At 58.7% G+C, this 26,315-nt stretch carries 28 protein-coding genes and 4 tRNA genes; all 32 read left to right on the top strand.

Annotation, left to right across the window (positions count from 1 at the left end; all coding sequences use genetic code 11):
* The first annotated feature begins 129 nt into the window (after window positions 1-129).
* The gene (gene birA / locus ACYJSS_RS27460) at window positions 130-1,086 is read left to right on the top strand and encodes a bifunctional biotin--[acetyl-CoA-carboxylase] ligase/biotin operon repressor BirA (RefSeq protein ID WP_111261970.1); all 957 of its coding nucleotides are present in this window, start codon (window positions 130-132) and stop codon (window positions 1,084-1,086) included.
* Window positions 1,076-1,822 (top strand): pantothenate kinase, encoded by a 747-nt coding sequence (locus tag ACYJSS_RS27455; RefSeq protein ID WP_111261969.1) that lies wholly within the window; start codon window positions 1,076-1,078, stop codon window positions 1,820-1,822. The genes birA and ACYJSS_RS27455 overlap by 11 nt, the downstream gene beginning before the upstream one ends.
* A gap of 8 nt (window positions 1,823-1,830) precedes the next feature.
* Window positions 1,831-2,514 (top strand): SPOR domain-containing protein, encoded by a 684-nt coding sequence (locus ACYJSS_RS27450; protein WP_111261968.1) that lies wholly within the window; start codon window positions 1,831-1,833, stop codon window positions 2,512-2,514.
* Between the two features lie 143 nt (window positions 2,515-2,657).
* A tRNA-Tyr gene (locus ACYJSS_RS27445) sits at window positions 2,658-2,742 on the top strand.
* A 25-nt stretch (window positions 2,743-2,767) separates the two neighbouring features.
* Window positions 2,768-2,841: transfer RNA gene (locus ACYJSS_RS27440), tRNA-Gly, on the top strand.
* A gap of 26 nt (window positions 2,842-2,867) precedes the next feature.
* Window positions 2,868-2,943, top strand: a tRNA-Thr gene (locus tag ACYJSS_RS27435).
* A gap of 85 nt (window positions 2,944-3,028) precedes the next feature.
* Complete coding sequence (tuf, locus tag ACYJSS_RS27430) at window positions 3,029-4,222, top strand: elongation factor Tu (RefSeq protein WP_175384238.1); 1,194 nt, start codon at window positions 3,029-3,031, stop codon at window positions 4,220-4,222.
* A gap of 53 nt (window positions 4,223-4,275) precedes the next feature.
* Window positions 4,276-4,351, top strand: a tRNA-Trp gene (locus tag ACYJSS_RS27425).
* 46 nt (window positions 4,352-4,397) lie between these two features.
* Window positions 4,398-4,766: a preprotein translocase subunit SecE gene (secE, locus tag ACYJSS_RS27420; protein ID WP_021217006.1), complete on the top strand. Its 369-nt coding sequence runs from the start codon at window positions 4,398-4,400 to the stop codon at window positions 4,764-4,766.
* 9 nt (window positions 4,767-4,775) lie between these two features.
* A complete protein-coding gene (nusG, locus tag ACYJSS_RS27415) occupies window positions 4,776-5,309 on the top strand; it encodes a transcription termination/antitermination protein NusG (RefSeq protein WP_111261967.1) in 534 nt (177 codons plus the stop codon).
* A gap of 117 nt (window positions 5,310-5,426) precedes the next feature.
* Entirely contained in the window at window positions 5,427-5,858 is a 432-nt protein-coding gene (rplK, locus tag ACYJSS_RS27410) for a 50S ribosomal protein L11 (protein ID WP_111261966.1), read from the top strand.
* Window positions 5,859-6,554 (top strand): 50S ribosomal protein L1, encoded by a 696-nt coding sequence (rplA, locus tag ACYJSS_RS27405; RefSeq protein ID WP_111261965.1) that lies wholly within the window; start codon window positions 5,859-5,861, stop codon window positions 6,552-6,554.
* A 210-nt stretch (window positions 6,555-6,764) separates the two neighbouring features.
* On the top strand, window positions 6,765-7,265 hold the full coding sequence (rplJ, locus tag ACYJSS_RS27400) for a 50S ribosomal protein L10 (protein ID WP_021217010.1): 501 nt from the start codon (window positions 6,765-6,767) through the stop codon (window positions 7,263-7,265).
* 82 nt (window positions 7,266-7,347) lie between these two features.
* Window positions 7,348-7,716 (top strand): 50S ribosomal protein L7/L12, encoded by a 369-nt coding sequence (gene rplL / locus ACYJSS_RS27395; protein WP_111261964.1) that lies wholly within the window; start codon window positions 7,348-7,350, stop codon window positions 7,714-7,716.
* A gap of 217 nt (window positions 7,717-7,933) precedes the next feature.
* Window positions 7,934-12,007 carry a DNA-directed RNA polymerase subunit beta gene (gene rpoB / locus ACYJSS_RS27390; protein WP_111261963.1) on the top strand — a complete coding sequence of 1,358 codons (4,074 nt, stop codon included), beginning with the start codon at window positions 7,934-7,936 and terminating at the stop codon, window positions 12,005-12,007.
* Between the two features lie 66 nt (window positions 12,008-12,073).
* The gene (gene rpoC, locus ACYJSS_RS27385; RefSeq protein ID WP_111261962.1) at window positions 12,074-16,273 is read left to right on the top strand and encodes a DNA-directed RNA polymerase subunit beta'; all 4,200 of its coding nucleotides are present in this window, start codon (window positions 12,074-12,076) and stop codon (window positions 16,271-16,273) included.
* A gap of 155 nt (window positions 16,274-16,428) precedes the next feature.
* Window positions 16,429-16,800 (top strand): 30S ribosomal protein S12, encoded by a 372-nt coding sequence (gene rpsL / locus ACYJSS_RS27380; protein WP_021217014.1) that lies wholly within the window; start codon window positions 16,429-16,431, stop codon window positions 16,798-16,800.
* A 110-nt stretch (window positions 16,801-16,910) separates the two neighbouring features.
* Complete coding sequence (rpsG, locus tag ACYJSS_RS27375) at window positions 16,911-17,381, top strand: 30S ribosomal protein S7 (RefSeq protein ID WP_111261961.1); 471 nt, start codon at window positions 16,911-16,913, stop codon at window positions 17,379-17,381.
* 30 nt (window positions 17,382-17,411) lie between these two features.
* Entirely contained in the window at window positions 17,412-19,541 is a 2,130-nt protein-coding gene (gene fusA / locus ACYJSS_RS27370; protein ID WP_111261960.1) for an elongation factor G, read from the top strand.
* 30 nt (window positions 19,542-19,571) lie between these two features.
* Window positions 19,572-20,765: an elongation factor Tu gene (gene tuf / locus ACYJSS_RS27365; protein ID WP_175384238.1), complete on the top strand. Its 1,194-nt coding sequence runs from the start codon at window positions 19,572-19,574 to the stop codon at window positions 20,763-20,765.
* Between the two features lie 155 nt (window positions 20,766-20,920).
* Window positions 20,921-21,232, top strand: coding sequence for a 30S ribosomal protein S10 (rpsJ, locus tag ACYJSS_RS27360; protein ID WP_003243886.1), 312 nt, complete (start codon window positions 20,921-20,923; stop codon window positions 21,230-21,232).
* 85 nt (window positions 21,233-21,317) lie between these two features.
* Complete coding sequence (gene rplC, locus ACYJSS_RS27355; RefSeq protein WP_021219591.1) at window positions 21,318-21,953, top strand: 50S ribosomal protein L3; 636 nt, start codon at window positions 21,318-21,320, stop codon at window positions 21,951-21,953.
* A 14-nt stretch (window positions 21,954-21,967) separates the two neighbouring features.
* Window positions 21,968-22,570, top strand: coding sequence for a 50S ribosomal protein L4 (rplD, locus tag ACYJSS_RS27350; protein ID WP_111261958.1), 603 nt, complete (start codon window positions 21,968-21,970; stop codon window positions 22,568-22,570).
* Window positions 22,567-22,866 carry a 50S ribosomal protein L23 gene (gene rplW / locus ACYJSS_RS27345; protein ID WP_021219593.1) on the top strand — a complete coding sequence of 100 codons (300 nt, stop codon included), beginning with the start codon at window positions 22,567-22,569 and terminating at the stop codon, window positions 22,864-22,866. Before rplD ends, rplW begins: the two co-directional genes overlap by 4 nt.
* A gap of 11 nt (window positions 22,867-22,877) precedes the next feature.
* On the top strand, window positions 22,878-23,699 hold the full coding sequence (gene rplB, locus ACYJSS_RS27340; RefSeq protein ID WP_111261957.1) for a 50S ribosomal protein L2: 822 nt from the start codon (window positions 22,878-22,880) through the stop codon (window positions 23,697-23,699).
* 14 nt (window positions 23,700-23,713) lie between these two features.
* Window positions 23,714-23,989, top strand: a complete 276-nt coding sequence (gene rpsS, locus ACYJSS_RS27335) for a 30S ribosomal protein S19 (RefSeq protein ID WP_016490535.1) — start codon at window positions 23,714-23,716, stop codon at window positions 23,987-23,989.
* Window positions 23,990-24,002: 13 nt separating this feature from the next.
* Window positions 24,003-24,335 (top strand): 50S ribosomal protein L22, encoded by a 333-nt coding sequence (gene rplV / locus ACYJSS_RS27330; RefSeq protein ID WP_007161246.1) that lies wholly within the window; start codon window positions 24,003-24,005, stop codon window positions 24,333-24,335.
* Between the two features lie 13 nt (window positions 24,336-24,348).
* Window positions 24,349-25,035, top strand: a complete 687-nt coding sequence (gene rpsC, locus ACYJSS_RS27325) for a 30S ribosomal protein S3 (RefSeq protein WP_016490536.1) — start codon at window positions 24,349-24,351, stop codon at window positions 25,033-25,035.
* Window positions 25,036-25,047: 12 nt separating this feature from the next.
* Window positions 25,048-25,461: a 50S ribosomal protein L16 gene (rplP, locus tag ACYJSS_RS27320; RefSeq protein ID WP_111261956.1), complete on the top strand. Its 414-nt coding sequence runs from the start codon at window positions 25,048-25,050 to the stop codon at window positions 25,459-25,461.
* A complete protein-coding gene (rpmC, locus tag ACYJSS_RS27315; RefSeq protein ID WP_016490538.1) occupies window positions 25,461-25,652 on the top strand; it encodes a 50S ribosomal protein L29 in 192 nt (63 codons plus the stop codon). The genes rplP and rpmC overlap by 1 nt, the downstream gene beginning before the upstream one ends.
* A gap of 2 nt (window positions 25,653-25,654) precedes the next feature.
* Window positions 25,655-25,921, top strand: coding sequence for a 30S ribosomal protein S17 (gene rpsQ, locus ACYJSS_RS27310; protein WP_021219597.1), 267 nt, complete (start codon window positions 25,655-25,657; stop codon window positions 25,919-25,921).
* A gap of 22 nt (window positions 25,922-25,943) precedes the next feature.
* Entirely contained in the window at window positions 25,944-26,312 is a 369-nt protein-coding gene (gene rplN / locus ACYJSS_RS27305; protein ID WP_003448734.1) for a 50S ribosomal protein L14, read from the top strand.
* Window positions 26,313-26,315: the final 3 nt, after the last annotated feature.

Raw genomic sequence — 26,315 nt, 5'->3', positions numbered from 1 at the left:
AGTCACGCGCGCGAAGTCGAGATCCTTCGAATGTCTTTTCGACTCTATGACCTATTCCAATCTGCGCTTTTCTATGCAAGCCCAGCATGCATGGCTATGATGCGTGCCTCATTCTGAGGCGGTGCGCGCATGCTTACCTTGTTGAAGCTCCTACAGGACGGCCAGTTTCACTCCGGTGAGGAGTTGGGGCGGGCGCTCGGTGTAAGTCGAAGTGCCGTCTGGAAGCAATTGCAATCTCTCGAGGCGAACTACGACGTCCGGTTTCATAAGCTGCGTGGCAAGGGCTACCGATTGGAAGCTCCGATGAGTCTTCTTGATCCCGCAAGGCTGAATGACGTCGTACCGGACTTTTCCTGTGTTGTTGTTGAAACTGTCGATTCCACTAATGCTGAAGTCATGCGACGTATCGCCGCTGGAGCCGAGACTCCTTTTGCTGTCCTGGCGGAGCACCAGAGCGGCGGTCGCGGCAGGCGCGGTCGGGAATGGGTCAGCCCCTATGGGCAGAATCTTTACTGCAGCGTGGGCTTGCGGGTCGAGGGGGGGGCGGGCCATCTAGAGGGCCTTAGTCTCGTAGTAGGGTTGGCTGTCCTGCGAGCAATACGCTTGAGCGGGCTCTCCGGTGTTGGGCTCAAGTGGCCCAACGATATTCTGGTCAATGGCCGCAAGATAGCGGGAATTCTTCTCGAGCTGATTGGGGACCCCGCAGACATCTGCAGTGTCATTATTGGTATCGGCATCAACGTCAATATGCGTTGGTCTGACGCGGAGATAAGTCAGCCCTGGACCTCCATTCTCCTCGAAAGTGGTGGTTTGTATGATCGAACCGCGCTTGCCATAAATGTTCTTGAGCAGCTGAATTACTGTCTGGCGCAATGTCATCGCGAGGGCTTCAAGGCCTTGCGGGCTGAGTGGGAGGCTGACCATCTCTGGGGCGGGCGAGAGGTCTCACTGATTGCAGGCAAGCAGCGTGTCGATGGTGTCATTCTGGGGGTGGACGATAGTGGTGCCCTGCGAATGGATGTTGATGGTTCCGAGAAGGTCTTCAGTGGCGGAGAGCTCAGTTTGAGGTTGCGTAATGATTCTTGAGCTTGATTGCGGTAACAGCTTCATCAAGTGGCGTGTGATCTCTACTACCGAGATGCGAGTTCTTGCTGGAGGTGTCGTAGGTTCCGATGATGAGCTGATCGCAGTGCTCTCGATATCCGAGATTGAGCTGAGCTGGTGTCGCCTTGTAAGTGTGCGTACCGACGATGAAACCCATCGGCTTACGGATAAATTGCGGGCGGCCTTTGCTATCGAATCTGCTTGTGCCCAGCCGTCCAGGGAAATGGCGGGGGTGCGCAACGGCTATGACGATTATCAGCGCCTGGGGCTTGATCGATGGCTCGCTGTTCTTGGGGCCTATCATCTATCGAATAGTGCATGTCTGGTCCTGGATCTTGGTACGGCGGTTACCTCTGACTTCGTTTCCGAAGCGGGAGAGCATCTTGGTGGCTTCATCTGTCCAGGAATGCCGCTCATGCGTAATCAGTTGCGAACGCATACTCGACGTATCCGCTATGGCGATGACGCCGCGGAGCGAGCTCTGCAGGAAATGGTGCCGGGGCGCTCAACAGTCGAGGCTGTAGAGCGAGGCTGTCTGTTGATGTTGCAAGGTTTTGTGCACACCCAGGTTGTGCAAGCGAGAGAATGGCTGGGAAGTTCCTTCGAGCTCTATCTGACAGGTGGAGATGCCTTTCTGGTGAAGGATGAGTTTCCCCAGGCCAAAGTCCTTCCGGACCTTGTGTTCGTTGGATTGGCGATTGCCTGCCCGTTATCTTGAGGTTCGTCATGCGTTGGATGTTTCTGCTTTTGCTGGTTCTCAATCTTTTCTATTACGTGTGGCATCAGCAGCAGGCGCCTCTTCGCGCTAAAGAGGTGGAGACGCTTTCTTTATATAGAGGAGGGCAGCAGGACATCCGGCTACTGAGTGAGTCGAAAGACGCCAAGCCCAGGCATGAAGAGCCACCTGTTCAGCAGGCTATGGCTGAGCAGAATGCATGCCTATACCTCGGAAGTTTTGAGCAGGAAGCCCAGGCGAGGGAGGTTGAGCAGCGTCTGGTCGCGCTTGATATTCAGGGGCAGGTTCAAGAGGTCGATGCGGCTGCCGGAGTCGATTATTGGGTCTATCTCGCTCCGCTGGCATCGCGGCAGGCGTCGTTGCGTCAGCTGAAGGAGCTTCAGGCGCGGAAAATAGACAGCTACATCATCAGTCAGGGCGACTTGCAGAACGGCATTTCGCTGGGAATTTTCCCGAGGATGGACTCCGCTGAAAGCGTGATGGCGCGTTTGAAGGATGCGGGTTATGAACCTTCCATGCGCGAGCTCGCGCGCTCTCATCGAGATTTCTGGGTTCGCATTGCCCCGGAAAGCCGACGTCTAGCTGATGATGCGTTGCTTGGGGAACTGGCCCGGGACTTCGCTGGGCTCCAACATAAAATAATGCCGTGCGAAAACGTTGCATCCTCCAGATAGTTTGAATAGAATGGCGCCCGCTTCGCAGCTAGGCTGAAAAAGTGGAACTGCGGAGCTGCTGTCAAAGTAAGCTAACCTCAAGATTTAAATGAGAAAATGCTTGACAGTAGGGTGGCAGAGAATGAAAATGCCGCCTCCCGATTGGAGGGATTCCCGAGCGGCCAAAGGGATCAGACTGTAAATCTGACGTCATAGACTTCGAAGGTTCGAATCCTTCTCCCTCCACCAGATTCAAGCGTGAGCACCGGGCTCCGCGGGTATAGTTCAGTGGTAGAACCTCAGCCTTCCAAGCTGATGATGCGGGTTCGATTCCCGCTACCCGCTCCAGGTTTGATGTTCATGCAATGTGTTTTGCTCATGTAGCTCAGCTGGTAGAGCACACCCTTGGTAAGGGTGAGGTCAGCGGTTCGATTCCGCTCATGAGCTCCATCTCAACAAAGGCAGATATGTAAATATCTGCCTTTGTTTTAATGGTGGCGTGACTCGCTCAATTCTTTGATGGGAGACGTTCTCGATGGCTAAAGAAAAATTCGAACGTAACAAACCGCACGTCAACGTTGGCACCATTGGTCACGTAGACCATGGCAAGACCACTCTGACTGCTGCTCTGACCAAAGTCTGCTCCGAGACCTGGGGTGGTTCTGCTCGCGCTTTCGATCAGATCGACAACGCGCCGGAAGAGAAAGCTCGCGGTATCACCATCAACACCTCCCACGTTGAGTACGACTCCGCTGTTCGTCACTACGCTCACGTTGACTGCCCCGGTCACGCTGACTATGTGAAGAACATGATCACCGGTGCTGCTCAGATGGACGGCGCCATCCTGGTTTGCTCCGCCGCTGACGGCCCCATGCCGCAGACTCGCGAGCATATCCTGCTGTCCCGTCAGGTAGGCGTTCCCTACATTGTCGTGTTCCTGAACAAGGCCGACATGGTTGACGACGCCGAGCTGCTGGAACTGGTCGAAATGGAAGTTCGCGATCTGCTGAACACCTACGATTTCCCGGGCGACGACACTCCGATCGTTATCGGTTCCGCGCTGATGGCGCTGGAAGGCAAAGACGACAACGAAATCGGCGTCTCCGCTGTTCGCAAGCTGGTAGAAACCCTGGACTCCTACATTCCGGAGCCGGTTCGTGCCATCGACCAGCCGTTCCTGATGCCGATCGAAGACGTGTTCTCCATCTCCGGCCGCGGCACCGTGGTTACCGGTCGTGTTGAGCGCGGCATCGTCAAGGTTCAGGAAGAAGTGGAAATCGTTGGTATCCGTGATACCAGCAAGACCATCTGCACCGGCGTTGAAATGTTCCGCAAGCTGCTCGACGAAGGTCGTGCTGGTGAGAACGTTGGTATCCTGCTGCGCGGCACCAAGCGTGACGACGTAGAGCGTGGCCAGGTTCTGGCCAAGCCGGGCACCATCAAGCCGCACACCAAGTTCGAGTGCGAAGTGTACGTTCTGTCCAAGGAAGAAGGTGGTCGTCACACTCCGTTCTTCAAGGGCTACCGTCCGCAGTTCTACTTCCGTACCACTGACGTGACCGGTAACTGCGAACTGCCGGAAGGCGTTGAGATGGTAATGCCGGGCGACAACATCAAGATGGTTGTCACCCTGATCGCTCCGATCGCCATGGAAGACGGTCTGCGTTTCGCGATTCGCGAAGGCGGCCGTACCGTTGGCGCCGGCGTGGTTGCCAAGATCATCGAGTAATCGGTTGATCTAACTCCGTCAGGCCGGCATAATGGTCGGCCTGACTTCGTTACAGGCCAGTAGCTCAATTGGCAGAGCGGCGGTCTCCAAAACCGCAGGTTGGGGGTTCGATTCCCTCCTGGCCTGCCAAATTTCCAAGAAGGAAGTTTGGCAAATATTCACAAGGTCCTAGCTGATGAATGCCAAGGCTGAAGCCAAAGAAACACGCTTCGACGTTCTGAAGTGGATCGTTGTGGCTGCTATCGTCGCGGTTGGTGTGGTTGGTAATCAGTATTTCTCTGCTGAGCCGATTATCTACCGTGTTCTTGTTCTGCTCGTTCTTGGTGCGGGTGCTGCCTTTGTAGCGCTGCAGACTGCCAAGGGGCAAGCATTCTTTGTTCTGGCTAAAGAGGCGCGTGCGGAAATCCGCAAGGTCGTTTGGCCGACTCGTCAGGAAACCACGCAGACCACGCTTATTGTCGTGGCTGTTGTTCTGGTAATGGCGCTGCTGCTGTGGGGGCTCGATTCCCTGCTCGGTTGGCTTGTTTCGATGATTGTAGGTTAAGGGTGCGCCGTGGCTAAGCGTTGGTACGTTGTGCATGCCTACTCCGGTTATGAAAAGCACGTAATGCGTTCGCTGGTGGAGCGCGTCAAGCTTGCCGGCATGGAAGATGGTTTTGGTGAGATTCTGGTCCCTACCGAAGAGGTAGTGGAGATGCGGAACGGCCAGAAGCGCAAAAGTGAGCGCAAGTTCTTCCCTGGTTATGTGCTTGTTCAGATGGAAATGAACGAGGGCACTTGGCATTTGGTCAAGGATACCCCTCGGGTCATGGGTTTCATTGGTGGTACGGCCGACAAGCCGGCGCCTATCACCGATAAAGAGGCCGAGGCGATCCTGCGTCGCGTTGCTGATAGCGGCGACAAGCCCAAGCCCAAGACATTGTTCGAGCCGGGCGAGACGGTTCGTGTCATTGATGGTCCGTTCGCGGACTTCAATGGTGTCGTTGAAGAGGTTAACTACGAGAAGAGCCGGATTCAGGTCGCCGTGCTCATCTTCGGCCGCTCCACGCCGGTGGAGCTGGAGTTCAGCCAGGTCGAGAAGGCATAGCTGAAATAGGCATCCCATACCCCGCAGCCAATGGTTGCGGGGTTTTGTCGTCACTGGGATAAACGCGCAAGCAAACGGGGAGCCTCAAGGCGTTCGAACCCGCAATTGGAGTTATAGATGGCTAAGAAGATTCAGGCTTATATCAAGCTGCAAGTGAAGGCTGCTCAAGCCAACCCGTCCCCGCCGGTCGGTCCGGCTCTGGGTCAGCATGGCGTGAACATCATGGAATTCTGCAAGGCGTTCAACGCCAAGACCCAGGGTATGGAGCCCGGTCTGCCGACTCCCGTGATCATCACCGTATACAGCGACCGCAGCTTCACTTTCGAAACCAAAAGCACCCCGGCTTCCGTGCTGCTGAAGAAAGCGGCTGGCATCACCAGCGGCTCTGCTCGCCCGAACAGCCAGAAAGTCGGCACCGTCACCCGTGCTCAGCTGGAAGATATCGCCAAGACAAAACAGGCTGATCTGACTGCAGCTGACCTGGATGCGGCCGTGCGTACCATCGCCGGCTCCGCTCGTAGCATGGGCCTGAACGTGGAGGGTGTGTAAATGGCTAAGCTGACCAAGCGCCAGAAGGCTATCGCCGAGAAAATCGAAGCCGGCAAACAATATGGTTTCGAAGACGCCGCCAAACTGCTGGCTGAGCTGTCGACCATCAAGTTCAAAGAGTCCGTTGATATCTCCATCAACCTGGGCGTTGACCCGCGTAAATCCGACCAGGTCGTACGTGGCGCTACCGTACTGCCGAACGGCACCGGCAAAAGCGTTCGCGTTGCCGTGTTCACCCAGGGTCCGGGCGCTGAAGCTGCTCTGGCTGCAGGTGCTGACCGCGTAGGCATGGACGAGCTGGCTGCCGAAATGAAAGGCGGCGACCTGAACTATGACGTCGTTATCGCCTCCCCGGACGCGATGCGCGTTGTCGGTCAGCTGGGCCAGATCCTCGGTCCGCGCGGCCTGATGCCGAACCCGAAGGTTGGTACCGTGACTCCGGACGTGGCCACTGCCGTGAAGAACGCCAAGGCTGGTCAGGTGCGTTTCCGTACCGACAAGAACGGCATCATCCACGCCTCCGTGGGCAAGATCGATTTCGAGCCGGTCAAGCTGAAGCAGAACGTCGAAGCTCTGCTGGTTGACCTGAAGCGCCTGAAGCCGTCCACCTCCAAGGGTGTGTACGTTCAGCGCGTGACCCTGAGCACCACCATGGGCCCGGGTCTGCAGATCGATCAGGCTTCCCTGGAAGCCTAAGAAATCAAGTCGCAGCGGGTGCTCCCGCTGCGCAGGTATTGGGGTCCCTGCCTGGCGGGGGCTATCCAAGACCGTAGGCGGTGAAAGCCTCAAACCGGGAAGTCTTTCCCGAGCCTACGCAGATGGTGCTCCCGATTCGTTTACCGAATCAGACACCAAAACGCCGTCCGGCCCCGGCTGGACGAACCGGTAACATCCAGGAGTGAACCCGTGGCAATTAAACTCGAAGACAAGAAGGCCATCGTCGCTGAAGTCAACGAGGCTGCCAAAGCTGCCCTGTCCGCTGTCGTGGCTGATGCCCGAGGCGTGACCGTGGGAGCCATGACCGGACTCCGTAAAGAGGCCCGCGAGGCTGGTGTGTACGTGAAAGTCGTGCGTAACACCCTGGCTCGTCGCGCCGTTGAAGGTACTTCTTTCGAAGTCCTCGGCGACGTGTTCAAAGGCCCGACCCTGATCGCGTTCTCCAACGAACATCCGGGCGCTGCCGCTCGTATCTTCAAGGAGTTCTCGAAGGGTCAGGACAAGTTCGAGATCAAGGCTGCCGCGTTCGAAGGCAAGCTGATCGCAGCTAACCAGATCGACGTACTGGCAACTCTGCCGACCTACGACGAGGCCGTATCGCAGCTGATGAGCGTGATCCAAGGCGCTACCAGCAAGCTGGCTCGTACCCTGGCGGCAATTCGCGACCAGAAGGAAAGCGCTGCTGCCTGATCCAGGCGCGCTGCTTCTTCTACGTAAACTCGTTTAATTCGATGGCCGTTAAAGGCCGTCCATCTATACAGGAATTAGAGTCATGGCTCTGACCAACGAAGACATCATCAACGCCGTATCCGAAATGTCCGTGATGCAAGTTGTTGAACTGATCAAGGCAATGGAAGAGAAGTTCGGCGTTACCGCCGCCGCTGCCGTTGCTGCTGGCCCGGCTGTTGCCGCTGCCGCTGCTGAAGAGCAAACCGAGTTCAACATCGTTCTGACCGAAGCCGGCGACAAGAAAGTGAACGTCATCAAAGTCGTTCGCGAACTGACCGGTCTGGGTCTGAAAGAAGCCAAGGCTGTTGTTGACGGCGCCCCGGGCGTTGTCAAAGAAGGCGCTTCGAAAGAAGAGGCCGAAGCTGCCAAGAAGGCTCTGGAAGAAGCTGGCGCCAAAGTCGAGCTCAAGTAAGCGACGACTTTGCGTCTACAGCCCGAGCGACTCGCGCGAGGCTGATGGCTGGTGGCTTATGCCACCGGCCTTTTTCCGTTCTAGGTGGTCGGCGCATGCCTCGCCCGGAACGTGAAAAACCACCCGAGAGGTGGCGCAAACCAAGGGGTTTGCACGATTTTCTGGCTACTCCCGTCGGGGGAGCCAAACAAGCAGGTGACCAAGCTGGGGAACGCTGATGGCTTACTCATACACTGAGAAAAAACGTATCCGCAAAGACTTTAGCAAGTTGCCGGACGTCATGGATGTACCCTACCTCCTGGCCATCCAGCTGGATTCGTATCGCGAATTCCTGCAGGCGGGCGCGAGCAAGGACCAGTTTCGTGATATCGGCCTGCACGCGGCCTTCAAGTCTGTATTCCCGATTATCAGCTATTCCGGTAACGCCGCTCTGGAATACGTCGGCTATCGCCTGGGCGAGCCGGCTTTCGATGTCAAGGAATGCGTGCTGCGCGGCGTAACCTTCGCCGTACCGCTGCGAGTCAAAGTCCGTCTGATCATTTTCGACAAAGAGTCGTCGAACAAAGCGATCAAGGACATCAAGGAGCAGGAAGTCTACATGGGGGAAATCCCCCTGATGACCGAGAACGGTACCTTCATCATCAACGGTACCGAGCGCGTCATCGTTTCCCAGCTGCACCGGTCTCCGGGCGTGTTCTTCGACCACGACCGCGGCAAGACCCACAGCTCGGGCAAGCTGCTGTACTCCGCTCGCATCATCCCCTACCGCGGCTCCTGGCTGGACTTCGAGTTCGACCCGAAGGACTGCGTATTCGTGCGTATCGACCGTCGCCGCAAGCTGCCGGCTTCGGTACTGCTGCGTGCGCTCGGCTACAGCACTGAAGAAGTGCTCGATGCCTTCTATGCGACCAACGTTTTCCACGTGAAAGGCGAGATCCTGCATCTGGAGCTCGTGCCTCACCGTCTGCGCGGCGAAATTGCCGTGTTCGACATCAAGGACGAGAACGGCAAAGTCATCGTTGAGCAAGGCCGCCGCATCACCGCGCGCCACATCAACCAGTTGGAAAAGGCCGGCATCAAGGAACTGGAAGTCCCCCTGGACTACGTTCTCGGCCGCACCACCGCCAAGGCTATCGTGCATCCGGCCACCGGCGAGATCATCGCCGAGTGCAACACCGAGCTGACCACCGACGTCCTGGTGAAGATCGCCAAGGCTCAGGTCGTTCGCATCGAGACCCTGTATACCAACGACATCGACTGCGGTCCGTTCATCTCCGACACCCTGAAGATCGACTCCACCGGCAACCAGCTGGAAGCCCTGGTCGAGATCTACCGCATGATGCGTCCCGGTGAGCCGCCGACCAAGGAAGCCGCCGAGACCCTGTTCAACAACCTGTTCTTCAGCGCCGAGCGTTACGACCTGTCCGCCGTCGGCCGCATGAAGTTCAACCGTCGTATCGGTCGCACCGAGATCGAAGGTTCGGGCGTGCTGAGCAAGGAAGACATCGTCGAGGTCCTCAAGACCCTGGTCGACATCCGTAACGGCAAGGGCATCGTCGACGACATCGACCACCTGGGTAACCGTCGCGTACGTTGCGTCGGCGAAATGGCCGAGAACCAGTTCCGTGTCGGCCTCGTGCGCGTCGAGCGCGCGGTCAAGGAACGTCTGTCGATGGCCGAAAGCGAAGGCCTGATGCCGCAAGACCTGATCAACGCCAAGCCGGTGGCTGCCGCGATCAAGGAATTCTTCGGTTCCAGCCAGCTCTCGCAGTTCATGGACCAGAACAACCCGCTCTCCGAAATCACCCACAAGCGCCGCGTCTCCGCACTCGGCCCAGGTGGTCTGACCCGCGAGCGCGCCGGCTTCGAAGTCCGCGACGTACACCCGACCCACTACGGCCGCGTGTGCCCGATCGAGACCCCTGAAGGTCCGAACATCGGTCTGATCAACTCCCTTGCCACCTATGCCCGCACCAACCAGTACGGCTTCCTGGAAAGCCCGTACCGCGTTGTAAAAGGCACCCAGGTGACTGACGAGATCGTCTTCCTCTCCGCAATCGAAGAGGCCGATCACGTCATCGCCCAGGCGTCCGCGACCCTGAACGAGAAGGGCCAACTGATCGACGAACTGGTGGCCGTACGTCACCTGAACGAGTTCACCGTCAAGGCGCCCGAAGACGTCACCCTGATGGACGTTTCGCCGAAGCAGGTCGTTTCCGTCGCTGCCTCGCTGATCCCGTTCCTCGAGCACGACGACGCCAACCGTGCACTCATGGGTTCGAACATGCAGCGTCAGGCCGTGCCGACCCTGCGTGCCGACAAGCCCCTGGTCGGTACCGGCATGGAGCGCAACGTCGCCCGTGACTCCGGCGTCTGCGTCGTGGCCCGTCGTGGCGGCGTGATTGACTCCGTCGATGCCAGCCGCATCGTGGTCCGCGTCAATGACGATGAAGTCGAAACCGGTGAAGCCGGTGTCGACATCTACAACCTGACCAAATACACCCGTTCCAACCAGAACACCTGCATCAACCAGCGCCCGCTGGTGCAGAAGGGTGACCAGGTCTCCCGCAGCGACATCCTCGCCGACGGCCCGTCCACCGACATGGGTGAACTGGCTCTCGGTCAGAACATGCGCGTTGCGTTCATGCCCTGGAACGGCTTCAACTTCGAAGACTCCATCTGCCTCTCCGAGCGTGTGGTCCAGGAAGATCGCTTCACCACCATCCACATCCAGGAACTGACCTGTGTGGCGCGTGACACGAAGCTCGGCCCAGAGGAAATCACCGCTGACATCCCGAACGTGGGTGAAGCAGCGCTGAACAAGCTGGACGAAGCGGGCATCGTTTACGTGGGTGCCGAAGTCGGTGCTGGCGACATCCTGGTCGGCAAGGTCACTCCGAAAGGCGAGACCCAGCTGACTCCGGAAGAGAAGCTGCTGCGCGCGATCTTCGGTGAGAAGGCTTCCGACGTTAAGGACACCTCCCTGCGCGTGCCGACCGGCACCAAGGGCACCGTCATCGACGTCCAGGTCTTCACCCGTGACGGCGTGGAGCGCGACAGCCGCGCTCTGGCCATCGAGAAGATGCAGCTCGACGAAATCCGCAAGGACCTGAACGAAGAGTTCCGCATCGTCGAAGGCGCTACCTTCGAACGTCTGCGCTCCGCCCTGGTCGGTGCCAAGGCCGAAGGCGGCGCTGGCCTGAAGAAAGGCGCCGAGATCGATGACGCCTTCCTCGACGGCCTCGACCATGGTCAGTGGTTCAAGCTGCGCATGGCCGACGACGCACTGAACGAGCAGTTGGAAAAGGCCCAGGCCTATCTCTCCGACCGCCGTCAATTGCTCGACGACAAGTTCGAAGACAAGAAGCGCAAGCTGCAGCAAGGCGATGACCTGGCTCCGGGCGTACTGAAGATCGTCAAGGTCTACCTGGCTATCAAGCGCCGCATCCAGCCGGGCGACAAGATGGCGGGCCGTCACGGTAACAAGGGTGTGGTCTCCGTGATCATGCCGGTCGAAGACATGCCCCACGATGCCAATGGCACCCCGGTGGACATCGTCCTCAACCCGCTGGGCGTACCGTCGCGTATGAACGTCGGCCAGATCCTCGAAACCCACCTGGGCCTCGCGGCCAAGGGCCTGGGCGAGAAGATTAACCGCATGCTCGAAGAGCAGCGCAAGGTCGCCGAGCTGCGCAAGTTCCTCCACGAGATCTACAACGAGATCGGTGGTCGTCAGGAAAACCTGGATGAACTGGGCGACCAGGAAATCCTCGACCTGGCCAAGAACCTGCGTGCTGGCGTACCGATGGCCACCCCGGTGTTCGACGGTGCCAAGGAGCGCGAGATCAAGGCCATGCTGAAGCTGGCCGATCTGCCGGAAAGCGGCCAGATGCGCCTGTTCGATGGTCGTACCGGCAACATGTTCGAGCGTCCGACCACCGTCGGCTACATGTACATGCTGAAGCTGAACCACCTGGTCGACGACAAGATGCACGCACGTTCCACCGGCTCTTACAGCCTGGTCACCCAGCAGCCGCTGGGTGGTAAGGCGCAGTTCGGTGGCCAGCGTTTCGGGGAGATGGAGGTTTGGGCGCTGGAAGCCTACGGCGCTGCCTATACCCTGCAGGAAATGCTGACCGTGAAGTCGGACGACGTGAACGGCCGTACCAAGATGTACAAGAACATCGTGGACGGGGATCACCGCATGGAGGCCGGCATGCCCGAGTCCTTCAACGTGTTGATCAAAGAGATCCGCTCGCTCGGCATCGACATCGAACTGGAAACCGAATAACACGAGACGCCCATACGCTGCGGCTGGTCAAGGCCGGTCGCAGCGGGTCCGTGAGGAGGAAAGGCCTTGAAAGACTTGCTGAATCTGTTGAAAAACCAGGGTCAAATCGAAGAGTTCGATGCCATCCGTATTGGCCTGGCCTCGCCCGAGATGATCCGTTCCTGGTCCTTCGGTGAAGTGAAGAAGCCGGAGACCATCAACTACCGTACCTTCAAGCCGGAGCGCGATGGCCTGTTCTGCGCCAAGATCTTCGGCCCGGTGAAGGACTACGAGTGCCTGTGCGGTAAGTACAAGCGCCTCAAGCATCGCGGCGTGATCTGCGAGAAGTGCGGTGTCGAAGTTGCCCTGGCCAAAGTGCGCCGTGAGCGCATGGGCCACATCGAACTGGCTTCGCCGGTCGCCCACATCTGGTTCCTGAAGTCCCTGCCGTCCCGTATCGGCCTGCTGCTGGACATGACCCTGCGTGACATCGAACGCGTGCTCTATTTCGAGAGCTACGTGGTGATCGACCCGGGCATGACCACCCTGGAAAAGGGCCAGCTGCTTAACGACGAGCAGTACTTCGAGGCCCTCGAAGAGTTCGGTGACGACTTCGACGCCCGCATGGGTGCCGAGGCCGTTCGCGAGCTGCTGAACGCCATCGACCTGGAACACGAGATCGGCCGCCTGCGCGAAGAGATTCCGCAGACCAACTCGGAAACCAAGATCAAGAAGCTGTCCAAGCGCCTGAAGCTGATGGAAGCCTTCCAGGGCTCCGGCAACCATCCCGAGTGGATGGTGCTGACCGTCCTGCCGGTGCTGCCGCCGGACCTGCGCCCGCTGGTTCCGCTGGATGGTGGCCGTTTCGCGACCTCCGATCTCAACGATCTGTATCGCCGGGTCATCAACCGTAACAACCGCCTGAAGCGCCTGCTCGACCTGGCCGCTCCGGACATCATCGTGCGCAACGAAAAGCGCATGCTGCAGGAAGCTGTCGACGCCCTGCTGGACAACGGCCGTCGTGGTCGCGCCATCACCGGTTCGAACAAGCGCCCGCTGAAGTCCCTGGCGGACATGATCAAGGGTAAGCAAGGTCGCTTCCGTCAGAACCTGCTCGGTAAGCGCGTCGACTACTCCGGCCGTTCCGTGATCACCGTGGGTCCGACCCTGCGCCTGCACCAGTGCGGTCTGCCGAAGAAGATGGCCCTCGAGCTGTTCAAGCCGTTCATCTTCGGCAAGCTCGAAGCTCGCGGCATGGCCACCACCATCAAGGCGGCCAAGAAGATGGTCGAGCGCGAGCTGCCCGAGGTCTGGGACGTTCTCGCCGAAGTCATCCGTGAACACCCCGTACTGCTCAACCGCGCACCGACCCTCCACCGTCTGGGTATCCAGGCGTTCGAGCCGGTGCTCATCGAAGGCAAGGCCATCCAGCTGCACCCGCTGGTCTGCGCGGCGTACAACGCCGACTTCGACGGTGACCAGATGGCCGTTCACGTCCCGCTGACCCTCGAGGCCCAGCTGGAAGCGCGCGCGCTGATGATGTCCACCAACAACATCCTGTCCCCCGCCAACGGCGAGCCGATCATCGTGCCGTCGCAGGACGTGGTACTGGGTCTGTACTACATGACCCGTGAGGCGGTGAACGCCAAGGGTGAAGGTCGCGTATTCGCCGACCTGCAGGAAGTCGACCGCGTATTCCGCGCCGGCGAAGCGTCCCTGCACGCCCGCGTGAAAGTCCGCATCAACGAGACCGTGAAGGACAAGGATGGCTCCATCACCAAGAACACCCGTATCGTCGACACCACTGTCGGCCGTGCGCTGCTGTTCCAGGTGGTTCCGGCCGGCCTCGCGTTCGACGTGGTCAACCAGCCGATGAAGAAGAAGGCGATCTCCAAGCTGATCAACCAGTGCTATCGCGTGGTCGGCCTGAAGGACACCGTCATCTTCGCTGACCAGCTGATGTACACCGGCTTCGCCTACTCCACCATCTCCGGTGTCTCGATCGGCGTGAACGACTTCGTGATCCCGGACGAGAAGGCCCGCATCATCGACGCGGCCACCGAGGAAGTGAAGGAGATCGAGTCCCAGTACGCCTCCGGCCTGGTAACCCAGGGCGAGAAGTACAACAAGGTGATCGACCTCTGGTCCAAGGCGAACGATGAAGTGTCCAAGGCGATGATGGCCAACCTCTCGAAAGAGAAGGTGGTCGATCGCGAGGGCAAGGAAGTCGATCAGGAATCCTTCAACTCCATGTACATGATGGCTGACTCCGGTGCGCGGGGCTCCGCTGCACAGATCCGTCAGCTCGCCGGCATGCGTGGCCTGATGGCCAAGCCGGACGGCTCCATCATCGAGACCCCCATCACCGCGAACTTCCGTGAAGGCCTGAACGTACTCCAGTACTTCATCTCCACTCACGGTGCTCGTAAAGGTCTGGCGGACACCGCACTGAAGACCGCGAACTCCGGTTACCTGACCCGTCGTCTCGTCGACGTGGCCCAGGACCTGGTAGTGACCGAGATCGACTGCGGCACCGAACAGGGCCTGCTGATGACTCCGCACATCGAAGGCGGCGACGTGGTCGAGCCCCTGGGTGAGCGCGTGCTGGGTCGAGTGATCGCCCGTGACGTGTTCAAGCCGGGCTCCGACGAGGTCATCGTTCCGGCCGGTACCCTGGTCGACGAGCAGTGGGTCGAGTTCATCGAGCGCGCCAGCATCGACGAAGTGATCGTGCGTTCGCCGATCAGCTGCGAAACCCGCTACGGCATCTGCGCCAAGTGCTACGGCCGCGATCTGGCCCGTGGTCACCAGGTGAACATCGGTGAGGCGGTCGGTGTCATCGCTGCCCAGTCAATCGGTGAGCCGGGTACCCAGCTGACCATGCGTACCTTCCACATCGGTGGTGCGGCCAGCCGTACTTCCGCAGCCGACAACGTCCAGGTCAAGAACGGCGGCACCATCCGCCTGCACAACCTGAAGCACGTCGAGAACCTCAACGGTCATCTGGTTGCCGTTTCCCGTTCCGGCGAGCTGGCCGTTGCCGACGACTTCGGTCGCGAGCGCGAGCGTTACAAGCTGCCCTATGGTGCTGTCATCAGCGTCAAGGAAGGTGACAAGGTCGATCCGGGCGCCATCGTCGCCAAGTGGGATCCGCACACCCACCCGATCGTGACCGAAATGAAGGGTACCGTGACCTTCGTCGGCATGGAGGAAGGCATCACCATCAAGCGTCAGACCGACGAACTGACCGGCCTGACCAACATCGAAGTCCTGGATCCGAAGGATCGCCCGGCCGCCGGCAAGGACATTCGTCCGGCCGTGAAGCTGGTCGACGCCAATGGCAAGGAGCTGCTGCTGCCGGGTACCGACGTACCTGCCCAGTACTTCCTGCCGGCGAACGCCCTGGTTGGCGTTGCCGACGGTGCTCAAGTGGGCGTGGGTGACGTTATCGCCCGTATCCCGCAGGAGACTTCGAAAACCCGCGACATCACCGGTGGTCTGCCGCGTGTTGCCGACCTGTTCGAAGCGCGTCGTCCGAAAGAGCCGTCGATCCTGGCGGAAATCAGCGGCACGATCTCCTTCGGCAAGGAGACCAAGGGCAAGCGTCGCCTGGTCATCACCCCGACCGACGGCAGCGATCCTTACGAAGAGCTGATTCCGAAGTGGCGCCACCTGAACGTCTTCGAAGGCGAACAGGTAAACCGCGGCGAAGTCATCTCCGACGGTCCGAGCAACCCGCACGACATCCTGCGTCTGCTGGGCGTCAGCGCACTGGCCAAGTACATCGTCAACGAGATCCAGGACGTGTACCGCCTTCAGGGCGTGAAGATCAACGACAAGCACATCGAGACGATCCTGCGTCAGATGCTGCGCAAGGTCGAGATCGCCGAGTCGGGTGACTCCAGCTTCATCAAGGGCGACCAGATGGAGCTGACCCAGGTACTGGAAGAGAACGAGCGTCTGGCGACCGAAGATCGCTTCATCGCCAAGTTCGAACGCGTCCTGCTGGGTATCACCAAGGCTTCGCTGTCGACCGAGTCGTTCATCTCCGCAGCGTCCTTCCAGGAAACCACCCGCGTTCTTACCGAGGCGGCGGTCACTGGCAAGCGCGACTACCTGCGTGGCCTGAAGGAAAACGTCGTGGTGGGTCGTCTGATCCCGGCCGGTACCGGCCTGGCCTACCACAGCGAGCGCAAGCGTCAGCGCGAAGCCGGCAAGCCGGTCCGCGTGAGCGCGAGCGAAGTGGAAGCGGCGCTGACTGAAGCGCTGAACTCCAGCGGCAATTGAGTGCAAAGCCCCGGCCGACTTCTGTCGCCCGGGGCTTTGTCTTGACTGGGGGAATTAGTCTCTTTAGACTCATGCACCCCTAAATTTGGCAGGGCATGCGCTCTGCCATTTTGCTTTAGGGCAATAGCGTCGAAAGACAACAGTGGAGCTTATAGATGGCAACTATCAACCAGCTGGTACGTCAGCCGCGCAAGCGTATCGTCGAAAAATCCGACGTTCCTGCGCTGCAGAACTGCCCGCAGCGTCGTGGCGTGTGCACTCGCGTGTACACCACCACGCCGAAAAAACCGAACTCCGCACTCCGTAAGGTCTGCCGTGTTCGCCTGACCAACGGTTTTGAAGTCACCTCCTACATCGGTGGTGAAGGTCACAACCTGCAGGAGCACAGCGTAGTGCTGATCCGTGGCGGTCGTGTAAAAGACCTTCCGGGTGTTCGCTACCACACCGTTCGCGGCTCTCTGGACACCACTGGTGTCAAAGACCGTAAGCAGGGCCGTTCCAAGTACGGTACCAAGCGTCCGAAGTAATTCGGTCCGCTCACTGATTTTCAAATTTATTGAGTCGATAAGAGTAAGGTCGGGCGTAACCGAATGGTTATGGTTCCGGGCTAACCTGAAGACCGTTTGAGGGCTTATCAATGCCAAGACGTCGTGTAGCAGCCAAGCGTGAGATCCTGGACGATCCGAAATACGGAAGCCAGATCCTCGCCAAGTTCATGAACCACGTGATGGAAAGCGGCAAGAAGGCCGTAGCCGAGCGCATCGTTTACGGTGCTCTGGATACCGTCAAATCCCGCAAGAACGCCGATCCCCTGGAGATCTTCGAGAAAGCTCTCGACGCCATCGCTCCGCTGGTCGAAGTCAAGTCCCGCCGTGTAGGCGGTGCTACCTACCAGGTTCCGGTCGAAGTTCGTCCGTCCCGTCGCAATGCGCTGGCCATGCGCTGGCTGGTGGACTCCGCGCGCAAGCGCGGCGAGAAGTCCATGGCCCTGCGCCTCGCTGGCGAGCTGCTGGATGCCTTCGATGGCAAAGGCGCTGCTGTCAAGAAGCGTGAAGACGTGCACCGTATGGCTGAAGCCAACAAGGCGTTCTCGCACTACCGCTTCTAATTACGGCATCCATTCTTTCGCGAGGGCTTTATGGCTCGTAATACAGCAATTAACCGCTACCGGAACATTGGTATCTGTGCCCACGTAGACGCGGGCAAGACCACCACTACCGAGCGGATCCTGTTCTACACAGGTCTCAGCCACAAGATGGGTGAGGTGCACGACGGTGCAGCCACTACCGACTGGATGGTGCAGGAGCAGGAGCGGGGTATCACCATTACCTCCGCTGCCATCACCACCTTCTGGGAGGGCTCCCGTGGTCAGTACGACAAGTACCGCGTAAACGTCATCGACACCCCCGGTCACGTTGACTTCACCATTGAAGTTGAGCGCTCCCTGCGCGTGCTGGACGGTGCTGTCGTGGTGTTCTGCGGCACTTCCGGCGTTGAGCCGCAGTCCGAAACCGTATGGCGTCAAGCCAACAAGTACGGCGTTCCGCGTATCGTTTACGTGAACAAGATGGACCGCGCTGGCGCCAACTTCCTGCGCGTCGTCGGTCAGATCAAGAACCGCCTGGGTCACACCCCGGTTCCGGTTCAGCTGGCCATCGGTGCGGAAGATGACTTCCAGGGTCAGATCGACCTCCTGAAAATGAAGGCTATCTACTGGAACGAAGACGACAAGGGCACCTCCTACCGCGAGGAAGAGATTCCTGCGGAGCTGGTCGACCTGGCCAACGAGTGGCGCAACAACATGGTCGAGGCTGCTGCCGAAGCCAACGAAGAGCTGATGAACAAGTACCTGGAAGAGGGTGAGCTGACGATCGAAGAGATCAAGGCCGGCCTGCGTCAGCGTACTATCGCCTGCGAAATCGTTCCGGCTGTCTGCGGTTCCTCCTTCAAGAACAAGGGTGTGCCCCTGGTTCTCGACGCCGTTATCGACTTCCTGCCGGCTCCGACCGAGATCCCCGCGATCAAGGGCGTGCATCCGGACAGCACCGATGACAACGAGATCCATGACGAGCGTCCTGCGGACGACAGTGCTCCGTTCTCCGCTCTTGCGTTCAAGATCGCTACCGACCCGTTCGTAGGTACCCTGACCTTCGTTCGCGTCTACTCGGGCGTCCTGGAGTCGGGCCAGTCGGTCATCAACTCCGTGAAAGGCAAGAAAGAGCGCGTTGGTCGTATGGTGCAGATGCACGCCAACCAGCGTGACGAGATCAAGGAAGTGCGCGCTGGCGACATCGCGGCCCTGATCGGCATGAAGGACGTCACCACCGGTGACACCCTGTGCGACATCGACAAGCCGATCATCCTCGAGCGTATGGACTTCCCGGAGCCGGTAATCTCGGTTGCTGTTGAGCCGAAGACCAAGGCTGACCAGGAGAAGATGGGTATCGCCCTCGGCAAGCTGGCCCAGGAAGACCCGTCGTTCCGCGTCAAGACCGACGAAGAAACCGGCCAGACCATCATCTCCGGTATGGGTGAGCTGCACCTGGACATCCTCGTCGACCGCATGAAGCGCGAGTTCGGCGTCGAGGCCAACATCGGCAAGCCGCAGGTTTCCTACCGTGAAACCATCACCAAGGACAACGTCGAGATCGAAGGCAAGTTCGTTCGTCAGTCCGGTGGTCGCGGTCAGTTCGGTCACTGCTGGATCCGTTTCTCGGCTGCCGATGTGGACGAGAAGGGCAACATCACCGAGGGTCTGGTGTTTACCAACGAAGTCGTGGGTGGTGTTGTTCCGAAGGAATACATCCCGGCGATCCAGAAGGGCATCGAGGAGCAGATGAAGAACGGCGTTGTCGCCGGCTACCCGCTCATCGGCCTGAAGGCTTCCGTGTTCGATGGTTCGTACCACGACGTCGACTCCAACGAGATGGCGTTCAAGATCGCTGCCTCCATGGCGACCAAGCAGCTGGCCCAGAAGGGCGGCGGTAAAGTGCTTGAGCCGATCATGAAGGTAGAGGTGGTAACTCCTGAGGATTACATGGGCGACGTGATGGGTGACCTGAACCGTCGTCGTGGCCTGATTCAGGGGATGGAAGACTCGGTTTCCGGTAAGGTTATCCGTGCAGAAGTTCCGCTGGGCGAGATGTTCGGTTATGCAACCGACGTACGTTCCATGTCTCAGGGTCGCGCTAGCTACTCCATGGAATTCGCAAAATACGCCGAAGCTCCGTCGAACGTCGTCGAAGCGCTGGTTAAAAAACAAGGTTGATTCAGCCCTTTAAGTAAGAGGTTTACTGTCGTGGCTAAGGAAAAATTCGAACGTAACAAACCGCACGTCAACGTCGGCACCATTGGTCACGTAGACCATGGCAAGACCACCCTGACTGCTGCTCTGACCAAAGTCTGCTCCGAGACCTGGGGTGGTTCTGCTCGCGCTTTCGATCAGATCGACAACGCGCCGGAAGAGAAAGCTCGCGGTATCACCATCAACACCTCCCACGTTGAGTACGACTCCGCTGTTCGTCACTACGCTCACGTTGACTGCCCCGGTCACGCTGACTATGTGAAGAACATGATCACCGGTGCTGCTCAGATGGACGGCGCTATCCTGGTTTGCTCCGCCGCTGACGGCCCCATGCCGCAGACTCGCGAGCACATCCTGCTGTCCCGTCAGGTAGGCGTTCCCTACATCGTCGTGTTCCTGAACAAGGCCGACATGGTTGACGACGCCGAGCTGCTGGAACTGGTCGAAATGGAAGTTCGCGATCTGCTGAACACCTACGACTTCCCGGGCGACGACACTCCGATCGTTATCGGTTCCGCGCTGATGGCGCTGGAAGGCAAAGACGACAACGAAATCGGCGTCTCCGCTGTTCGCAAGCTGGTAGAAACCCTGGACTCCTACATTCCGGAGCCGGTTCGTGCCATCGACCAGCCGTTCCTGATGCCGATCGAAGACGTGTTCTCCATCTCCGGCCGCGGCACCGTGGTTACCGGTCGTGTTGAGCGCGGCATCGTCAAGGTCCAGGAAGAAGTGGAAATCGTTGGTATCCGTGATACCAGCAAGACCATCTGCACCGGCGTTGAAATGTTCCGCAAGCTGCTCGACGAAGGTCGTGCTGGTGAGAACGTTGGTATCCTGCTGCGCGGCACCAAGCGTGACGACGTAGAGCGTGGCCAGGTTCTGGCCAAGCCGGGCACCATCAAGCCTCACACCAAGTTCGAGTGCGAAGTGTACGTTCTGTCCAAGGAAGAAGGTGGTCGTCACACCCCGTTCTTCAAGGGCTACCGTCCGCAGTTCTACTTCCGTACCACTGACGTGACCGGTAACTGCGAACTGCCGGAAGGCGTTGAGATGGTAATGCCGGGCGACAATATCAAGATGGTTGTCACCCTGATCGCTCCGATCGCCATGGAAGACGGTCTGCGTTTCGCGATTCGCGAAGGCGGCCGTACCGTTGGTGCCGGCGTGGTTGCCAAGATCATCGAGTAATCGAAGATCCTGACGAGAGAAGGGGCCCTTAGGGGCCCCTTTTCTTTTGGTTGGTCAAAAGTTGACACCCTTCCGGTGCATCCGTACAATCACGCCTCCTTTTAACGGGCGTAGTCCGTCCGTTGGGGAAAGCAGAGATAGAGTCTGAGGTCAAAATGCAAAACCAACAAATCCGTATTCGGTTGAAGGCTTTTGACCATCGCCTGATCGATCAATCCACCCAGGAAATCGTGGAAACCGCGAAACGTACTGGTGCTCAGGTGCGTGGTCCTATTCCTCTGCCTACTCGCAAAGAGCGGTACACCGTTCTGATCTCCCCGCACGTCAACAAAGACGCGCGCGATCAGTACGAAATCCGTACCCATAAGCGTGTCCTGGACATCGTCCAGCCGACGGATAAAACCGTCGATGCGCTGATGAAGCTCGACCTTGCGGCAGGCGTGGAAGTGCAGATCAGCCTCGGCTAATAACCTTCGGGTTTTTAGTCGTGTAACGCTCTGAAATGGGCGGCCATAGCGGGTGAAAGCCCCGTACACTCATGAGGTTTACAACATGACTATTGGTGTAGTCGGTCGTAAGTGCGGCATGACCCGCATTTTCACCGAAGAAGGTGTCTCCATTCCGGTCACGGTCATTGAGATCGAGCCGAATCGCGTCACCCAGTTCAAGACTGAAGAAAGCGATGGCTATCGTGCAGTGCAAGTCACTGTCGGTGAGCGTCGTGCTTCGCGCGTGACTGCCGCTCAGGCTGGTCACTTCGCCAAGGCTAACGTTGCCGCTGGTCGCAGCGTCTGGGAATTCCGTCTCGAAGACGGCGAATACCAGGCTGGCGATCAGATCACTGCCGAGGTTTTCCAGGCTGGTCAGCTGGTTGACGTTACCGGTCAGTCGAAAGGTAAAGGCTACGCCGGCACCATCAAGCGCTGGAATTTCCGTGGTCAAGATAATACCCACGGTAACTCCGTTTCCCACCGCGCCCCGGGCTCCATTGGCCAGTGCCAGACTCCTGGTCGTGTCTTCAAGGGCAAGAAAATGTCCGGTCACCTCGGCGCTGAGCGAGTGACTGTGCAGTCCCTGGAAGTTGTGCGTGTCGATGCAGAACGTAATCTGCTGCTGGTCAAAGGTGCCGTTCCCGGCGCTACCGGCGGTGATGTCGTTGTGCGTCCGGCTGCCAAGGCTCGTGGTTAAGAGGGGAAGCTGAGATGCAATTGAATGTAAATGGCGCTCAGGCTATCGAAGTCGACGAGCGTACCTTTGGTGGCGAGTTCAACGAGACCCTGGTTCACCAGGCTGTCGTCGCCTACATGGCTGGCGGTCGTCAGGGCACTCGTGCGCAGAAGACCCGCTCCGAAGTATCCGGTGGTGGCAAGAAGCCCTGGCGTCAGAAGGGCACCGGTCGTGCTCGTGCTGGCACCATCCGCAGCCCCATCTGGCGTTCCGGTGGTACCACTTTCGCCGCCAAGCCGCAGGATCACTCCCAGAAGCTCAACAAGAAGATGTATCGCGCTGCTCTGCGCTCCATCCTCTCCGAGCTGGTCCGTCAGGATCGCCTGGTCGTGGTTGCCGACTTCGCAGTCGAGGCGCCGAAAACCAAGGATCTGCTGGGCAAGCTGAACGGCCTGGGCCTGACCGACGTCCTCATCGTTTCCGATGATGTCGATCAGAACCTGTACCTGGCTGCTCGCAACCTGCCGCATGTCGATGTCCGTGACGTGCAGGGTTCCGACCCGGTAAGCCTGATCGCCTACGACAAGGTGTTGATCACCGTGTCCGCCGTGAAGAAATTCGAGGAGCTGCTGGGATGAACCAGGAACGCGTATTCAAGGTGCTGGTTGGCCCGCACATCTCCGAGAAGGCTACCGTGCTGGCAGATGGCAAAAGCCAATTCGTTTTCAAGGTTGCCACCGATGCAACCAAGCTGGAAATCAAGAAGGCCGTAGAAAGCCTGTTCAGCGTGAAGGTAGAAGCCGTCCGCACTGTCAACGTACAGGGCAAGACCAAGCGTACCGCTCGCGGCCTGGGCAAGCGCAACGACTGGAAAAAGGCGTACATCGCCCTCCAGCCGGGTCAAGATCTCGATTTCGCCAGCAGCGCTGAGTAAAGGGGTGCATCATGGCAATCGTTAAATGCAAACCGACTTCCGCTGGCCGCCGTTTTGTGGTCAAGGTTGTCAACCAGGAGCTGCACAAGGGTGCTCCCTACGCGCCGCTGGTTGAGAAGAAGTCGAAGACCGGTGGTCGTAACAACAACGGCCGCATCACCACTCGCCACATCGGCGGTGGTCATAAGCAGCACTATCGTCTGGTCGATTTTCGTCGCAACAAGGATGGCATTCCTGCCACCGTCGAGCGTATCGAATACGACCCGAACCGCACTGCTCACATCGCTCTGCTGAAGTATGCCGACGGCGAACGTCGCTACATCATCGCGCCGAAAGGCGTGAGCGCTGGCGACCAGCTGATTTCCGGTGCTCACGCTCCGATCAAGGCCGGTAACGCTCTGCAGCTGCGCAACATCCCGGTTGGTAGCACCGTTCACGGTGTTGAGCTGAAACCGGGCAAAGGTGCTCAGATCGCTCGTTCCGCTGGCGCTTCCGCCCAGCTGGTCGCTCGTGAAGGTGCCTACGTGACCCTGCGTCTTCGCTCCGGCGAAATGCGCAAAGTACTGGCTGAATGCCGTGCGACCCTGGGCGAAGTCTCGAACTCCGAGCACAGCCTGCGTTCGCTGGGTAAAGCTGGTGCCAAGCGCTGGCGTGGCGTTCGCCCGACCGTTCGTGGTGTTGCCATGAACCCGGTCGACCACCCGCATGGTGGTGGTGAAGGTCGTACCTCTGGTGGTCGTCATCCGGTGTCTCCGTGGGGCTTCCCGACCAAGGGCGCGAAGACCCGTGCGAACAAACGCACCGACAATATGATTGTCCGTCGCCGTAAATAATCGAGGATACGACAGTGCCGCGTTCTCTGAAAAAAGGTCCTTTTATCGATCTTCACCTACTGAAGAAGATCGAAGTGGCGGTGGAAAAGAACGATCGCAAGCCGGTGAAAACCTGGTCGCGCCGTTCCATCGTTCTGCCGCAGATGGTCGGTCTGACCATCGCTGTACACAATGGTCGTCAACACGTCCCCGTTCTCGTGAACGAAGACATGGTCGGTCACAAACTGGGCGAGTTCGCCGCTACCCGCACCTATCGCGGGCATGCTGCTGACAAGAAAGCCAAGCGTTAAGGGGTAAGGAACGATGGAAGTAGCCGCTAAGCTGTCGGGCGCTCGAATCTCCGCCCAGAAAGCCCGCTTGGTCGCCGACCAGATCCGCGGGAAGAAGGTGGGCGAAGCGCTCAACCTGTTGACCTTCAGCAGCAAGAAAGCCGCTGAGATCATGAAGAAGGTGCTCGAATCGGCCGTGGCCAACGCCGAGCACAACGAAGGCGCTGACGTGGATGACCTCAAGGTCTCCACCGTTTTCGTCAACGAAGGGCGTTCGCTGAAGCGCATCATGCCGCGTGCCAAAGGCCGTGCTGATCGCATCGTCAAGCGGTCTTGCCATATCACTGTCAAGGTTGCGGACAAGTAACGGAGTCGATCAGATGGGTCAGAAAGTACATCCCACTGGCATTCGCCTGGGAATCGTCAAGGAGCACACCTCCGTCTGGTACGCAGATAAGCGCACTTATGCCGATTATCTGTTTGCCGACCTGAAGGTTCGTGAGTACCTCCAAGACAAACTAAAAAGCGCGTCCGTAAGCCGTATCGATATTCATCGTCCGGCTCAAACCGCACGCATCACCATCCACACCGCTCGTCCCGGCATCGTGATCGGCAAGAAAGGTGAAGATGTTGAGAAGCTGCGTCAGGACCTGACCAAGCAAATGGGTGTGCCGGTGCACATCAACATCGAAGAGATCCGCAAGCCGGAACTCGACGGTATGCTGGTTGCGCAGAGCGTAGCTCAGCAGCTGGAGCGTCGCGTTATGTTCCGTCGCGCCATGAAGCGCGCTGTACAGAACGCCATGCGCATTGGTGCCAAAGGCATCAAGATCCAGGTAAGCGGTCGTCTTGGCGGTGCTGAAATCGCCCGTACCGAATGGTACCGCGAAGGTCGTGTGCCCCTGCACACCCTGCGTGCCGATATCGACTATGCAACCTACGAAGCGCACACCACCTACGGTGTGATCGGTGTGAAGGTTTGGATCTTCAAAGGCGAGGTCATTGGTGGCCGCCAGGAAGAGCTGAAGCCCCAAGCGCCCGCTCCTCGTAAAAAAGCTGCTAAGTAAGGAGTACGCAAAATGCTGCAACCCAAGCGTACAAAATTCCGCAAGCAGATGACTGGTCACAACCGTGGCCTGGCTCAGCGCGGTAGCAAGGTCAGCTTCGGCGAATTCGCCTTGAAAGCTGTCGCTCGCGGTCGTCTCACCGCTCGCCAGATCGAGGCTGCACGTCGTGCCCTCACTCGTCACGTGAAGCGTGGCGGCAAGATCTGGATCCGTGTGTTCCCCGACAAGCCTGTCACCAAGAAGCCCCTCGAAGTTCGTATGGGTAAAGGGAAGGGCGGCGTCGAGTACTGGGTAGCCCAGATTCAACCGGGCAAGGTCCTGTACGAGATCGAGGGTGTTTCCGAAGAGCTGGCGCGTGAGGCATTCGCCCTGGCTGCTGCAAAGCTGCCGCTCGCCACCTCCTTTGTTAAGCGGACGGTGATGTGATGAAAGCGAATGAACTTCGTGAAAAATCCGTACAGCAGCTGAACGAGCAACTGCTCGGCCTGCTGCGCGACCAGTTCAACCTGCGTATGCAGAAAGCAACTGGCCAGCTGGGGCAGTCTCACCTGCTCTCGCAAGTGAAGCGCGACATCGCTCGCGTCAAGACTGTGCTGAACCAGCAGGCAGGTAAGTAATCATGGCTGAAGCTCAGAAAACTGTCCGTACGCTGACCGGTCGTGTCGTCAGCGACAAGATGGACAAAACCATCACCGTCCTGATCGAGCGCCGCGTAAAGCACCCGATCTACGGTAAATATGTGAAGCGCTCGACCAAGCTGCATGCTCACGACGAAACCAACCAGTGCCGCATCGGCGACAAGGTCACCATCCGCGAGACCCGTCCGCTGGCCAAGACCAAGTCCTGGGCGCTGGTGGAAGTCGTAGAACGTGCCGTGGAAGTCTAAGGACTAAGGGTCGGAGAAAGATATGATTCAGACTCAATCCATGCTCGACGTCGCTGACAACAGCGGTGCTCGTCGCGTTATGTGCATCAAGGTCCTGGGTGGTTCGCACCGTCGTTATGCCGGTATCGGCGACATCATCAAGGTCACCGTCAAGGAAGCGATTCCGCGCGGTAAAGTGAAGAAAGGCCAGGTAATGACTGCTGTCGTGGTCCGTACCAAGCACGGCGTTCGCCGTCCTGATGGCTCGATCATCCGCTTCGATGGCAACGCTGCTGTTCTGCTGAACAACAAGCAAGAGCCGATCGGTACCCGCATCTTCGGGCCCGTGACCCGTGAACTTCGTTCCGAGAAGTTCATGAAGATCGTCTCGCTCGCCCCCGAAGTGCTGTAAGGA

The sequence above is a fragment of the Pseudomonas sp. No.21 genome (genome assembly GCF_054558415.1).
The sequence above is the reverse complement of the archived record's forward strand: the minus strand, read 5'-3'. Positions and strand labels throughout refer to the sequence as shown.